3 protein-coding genes, 1 tRNA gene and 1 pseudogene are annotated in these 4,147 nt (G+C 61.4%); 3 read left to right on the top strand and 2 right to left on the bottom strand.

All coding sequences use genetic code 11. The annotated features are described in order from the left end of the window. A partial coding sequence (locus EOA86_RS24880) for a M3 family metallopeptidase (protein WP_128344093.1) occupies positions 1–1,466 on the top strand: 1,466 nt, incomplete at its 5' end. 128 nt (positions 1,467–1,594) lie between these two features. Here EOA86_RS24880 and EOA86_RS24875 read toward each other — a convergent pair. Both EOA86_RS24875 and EOA86_RS24870 read right to left on the bottom strand, forming a co-directional pair. Then, a complete protein-coding gene (locus tag EOA86_RS24875; RefSeq protein WP_128344092.1) occupies positions 1,595–1,909 on the bottom strand; it encodes a DUF167 family protein in 315 nt (104 codons plus the stop codon). A 12-nt stretch (positions 1,910–1,921) separates the two neighbouring features. After that, a complete protein-coding gene (locus EOA86_RS24870; protein WP_023800489.1) occupies positions 1,922–2,212 on the bottom strand; it encodes a YggT family protein in 291 nt (96 codons plus the stop codon). A 161-nt stretch (positions 2,213–2,373) separates the two neighbouring features. Here EOA86_RS24870 and EOA86_RS24865 point away from each other — a divergent pair. Further along, positions 2,374–2,449, top strand: a tRNA-Ala gene (locus EOA86_RS24865). A gap of 687 nt (positions 2,450–3,136) precedes the next feature. Next, positions 3,137–4,147: pseudogene (locus tag EOA86_RS24860) on the top strand (hypothetical protein); the annotation flags it as partial.

Raw genomic sequence — 4,147 nt, 5'->3', positions numbered from 1 at the left:
ACCTTATCGGCCTGCCGGAATTCCTGAAAAGCGCGATGGCGGAGGCTGCCGAAATGCGCGGCCAGAAAGGCCGCTATGCGGTCACCCTGTCGCGCTCGATCTACGAGCCGTTCTCGACCTTCTCCGAGCGCCGCGACTTGCGCGAGATCGCCTTCCGCGCCTTCACCATGCGTGGCCAGAATGGCGGCGCCACCGACAACACCGCCGTGGTGCGCGACATGCTGCGCCTGCGCGCCGAAAAGGCGAAGCTGCTCGGCTACGCTTCCTTCGCGGCGCTGAAGCTCGACGATACCATGGCAAAGGCGCCGGAGGCGGTGCATATGCTACTCGACCCGGTCTGGGAAAAAGCCTTGGAAAAGGCCGCAAGCGACCAGGCGGAGTTGCAGCGGTTGGCGGCCGAGGCCGGCAGCAACGAAAAATTCGCCGCCTGGGACTGGCGCTTCTATCAGGAGAAGCTTCGCGCCGAGAAATTCGCCTTCGACGAGGCCGAACTGAAGCCTTATCTGCAACTCGACCGCATCATCGATGCCTGTTTCGACGTGGCGACACGATTGTTCGGCATCACCTTCGAGGAGAAGAAAGGCATCGCCACCTGGCATCCGGACGCACGCGTTTTCGTCGTCAGGAATGCCGACGGCAGCGAGCGCGGACTCTTTCTTGCCGACTATTTCGCGCGGCCCTCCAAACGCTCCGGCGCCTGGATGAGCGCGCTGAAATCCGGCTATAAGCTCGGCCATGGCTCCAAGCCGGTCATCTACAACATCATGAATTTCGCCAAGCCGCCGGAGGGCGAGGCAGCACTTTTGTCGGTCGACGAAGCCAAGACCCTGTTCCACGAATTCGGTCATGCCCTGCACGGCATGCTGACCGACGTCACCTGGCCGTCGGTTTCGGGCACCTCGGTCAGCCGCGATTTCGTCGAATTGCCCTCGCAACTCTACGAGCACTGGCTGACCGTGCCGGCGGTGCTGGAAAAGCATGCGCTGCACGTGAAGAGCGGCAAGCCGATGCCGAAGGCGCTGGTCGACAAGATGCTGGCGGCGCGCACCTTCGGCGCCGGCTTCGCCACGGTCGAGTTCACCGCCTCGGCGCTGGTCGACATGGCCTACCATGCGCGGCCGGATGCGCCGGAGGAGCCGCTTCGTTTCGAAGCCGAAACGCTCGAGAGGCTCAACATGCCCGACACCATCGCCATGCGCCACCGCACCCCGCATTTCGGCCACATTTTTGCCGGCGACGGCTATTCGGCCGGCTACTATTCCTACATGTGGTCGGAGGTGCTCGACGCCGACGCCTTCGCCGCCTTCGAGGAGACCGGCGACCCGTTCAATCCGGTGCTGGCCGAGCGGCTCAGGAAGAACATCTATGCCGCCGGCGGCTCGAAGGACCCGGAAGAGCTCTACACCGCCTTCCGCGGCAAGATGCCGTCGCCCGAAGCGATGATGGCCAAGCGCGGGTTGGTGTAGAGACTAGCTCCGCGATAGAGTGATTTGACAGGTCGGATGCCGATCGGCTCCCGACAAGTCAACATAACTGTGTCGCGGAACTGGCCCATCTATCCAGGATTGCTTGGCAGCGTCGTTTGACTGGCGCCTCAAGCGCTGCTGAGCGCCTCGATGCCTCTCGCCAGCGCCGCCGGATCGCCCGAAATGCGCAGCGTCTTCAACCGGGCCGTGCCGCCGACGACGACCGAGACGGCCGATCGCGGCACTCCCAGCGCCTTGGCGACCAGCCGTTCGAGCGCTTGATTGGCGGCGCCGTTTTCCGGTAGGGCGCGGACGCGAGCCTTAAGACGGCTTCGCCCGTCCGCCGAGATCTCGATGCCTTCGAGCCGGTCCATCGCTGTTTTCGGCGTCAGCCGAACGAACATTTCGACGCCGTCGTCGCGCAGGCGAAACGGCGCAGTCATCGAACGACCAGCTCAAACGACCAGCGGCGCCACCGTGGTGAGCAGGAACTGCCGGAGGAAGAACAGGATCAGAAGCAGGATGATCGGCGAAATGTCGATGCCGCCGAGATCGGGCAAGAAGCGGCGGATCGGCCGCAGCGCCGGCTCGGTCAGCCGGAAGAGCATGTTGCTGACGCTATCGACGAACTGGTTGCGCGAGTTGACGACGTTGAAGGCGTAGAGCCAAGAGAAAATCGCCGAAGCGATGATAATCCACCAATAAATGTCAAGCGCCAGGACAATGGTCTGAATGAGGGCTATCATGCCGGTCTCCAATTGTTGCCGACATGTAGCCATTGCAGGCGAAAGCGGCAAGAGCCAGCTTCCGCGGCACGCCAGGCTGGTGGCTGGTCGTCCGGCTTTTGGGCAAAACGCCGTCTTGACAGGAAACCGCCGCGCCCGATAAATGCGCCCATCCGCTGGACGGGGCTGTAGCTCAGCTGGGAGAGCGCGTCGTTCGCAATGACGAGGTCAGGAGTTCGATCCTCCTCAGCTCCACCAGCGGGATATCATAACCGATTGAACTAGCAATTGCTTTTCGCGGCAGATTTTGGCGTCGCCACTTCCGTCCCCATTTCAGCGGTTCGTGCCCGGCCAAATTGGCCTCTCCTAGGTCGGGAAAAGAATGCCTACCGAAAGCCAGTTGCCGAAACGGTATTCTCTCCAGCTGTTGTTTTCAGCGCGAAAGGCATCATCAAGGCCCGCTGAATTCCCAGTGTTCCTCCACTGTTCTCAGCGGTGATGGCGCCGAGGCTTCAGCTGCATGTCCAACTGTTCCGCAACTGTTTCAGTTGGCTGTCGCGCAGGCAAATCCCCACTGTTCGGCACTGTTCTCAGTGGGTAAGCCGTTATTTTCCTTTCTTCAAGGGTGTGGCCCGTTGCACGCCGGCCTCTGCGCCAGAGCACGTGCGGATCGGCGCGTCTCGTCATCACAATGAAGGGCGACATTCGCAGGCGTGTACGTGATCATCCTGTCCGGAGGGGGAAAATAGGGAACACCGCGGATGGCACGCGGATGGCAGCAGTCGGTCTTCACAGATGCCCCGGTGATTCTACCTTGGGTTGTGCGGGAAGGGGCGAAAGGCAGCTACGTCGCAGAGAACCTCTACCGCGAAGGTGTCTGCCAGCCGGACCGTGGCAAGTGCCCTGTCCCGCCAGCTAGCCGTTGATCTTGAGGAGTCTCTCATCATGAAGATCTCGTCCAGATTTCGTGCAGTCGCGGTTGGCGTCATCGTCGCCGCGGGAGTCGGCATTGCCAGCGCCGCGCAACTCAAGGAGGGTGTGCAAACGCCGCCCGGCGAGCATGAAGTGGCTTTACGCCGCGAACTGGCCGCAGCACGAGCGGAGCTAGAAATTATGCAGCGCGCGGTACGTGACGCAAGCGCCCAGGCACACGCATTGGCAACCACGGTGGCTAAGCAGGCAGCACAAACCCTGAAAGAGCAGCAGCAAATAGACGAAGCCCTGGAGACGGCGCAGCGCGTTATCGAAGACTTTAGGGCCGAAGCCATTCTCTGGGACCGCGAGCAGGCAGCCGGAGCGCACCCCTCCATGGAAGCCTCTCAGCTTGCTGTGAAGCGAGCGCTTGATGAGGAGAGGCGCAAGGTTGAACTGTTGCAACAAGAACTCACCACGGCTCGCCAAACTATCGACGCTCTTAAGACAGGCGCAAACCTCGCCGCGGTCGAGAAGACCAACGCCATAAAGGACCGATCGGTGGCCGCGACCGCTCTAAAGCAAGCTGGAGAAGCACTCGAACTGGAACGCGAACGAGCAGATTCAGCCGTACGCGACCTCGATATCGTCCGCCAGGAACGCGATGCTTCAAAGCAGGTCTCGGCAGAGTTGAGTGCGGCGCTGGAACAAGAGCGTGAAAGGGCCGCCGGAGCGCACCCCTCTGTGGCAGCCTCTCAGCTTGCTGCGAAGCGAGCGCTTGATGAGGAGAGGCGCAAGGTTGAACTCTTGGAACAAGAACTCACCACGGCTCGCCAAACTATCGACGCTCTTAAGACAGACGCAAACGTGGCCGCGGTCGAGAAGACCAACGCCATAAAAGACCGATCGGTGGCCGAGACCGCTCTAAAGCAAGCTGGAGAAGCACTCGAACTGGAACGCGAACGAGCAGATTCAGCCGTACGCGACCTCGATATCGTCCGCCAGGAACGCGACGCTTCAAAGCAGGTCTCGGCAGAGTTGAGT

Source organism: Mesorhizobium sp. M5C.F.Ca.IN.020.32.2.1 (assembly GCF_004023105.1).
GTDB classification, from domain to species: Bacteria; Pseudomonadota; Alphaproteobacteria; order Rhizobiales; family Rhizobiaceae; genus Mesorhizobium; species Mesorhizobium wenxiniae.
The sequence above is the reverse complement of the archived record's forward strand: the minus strand, read 5'-3'. Positions and strand labels throughout refer to the sequence as shown.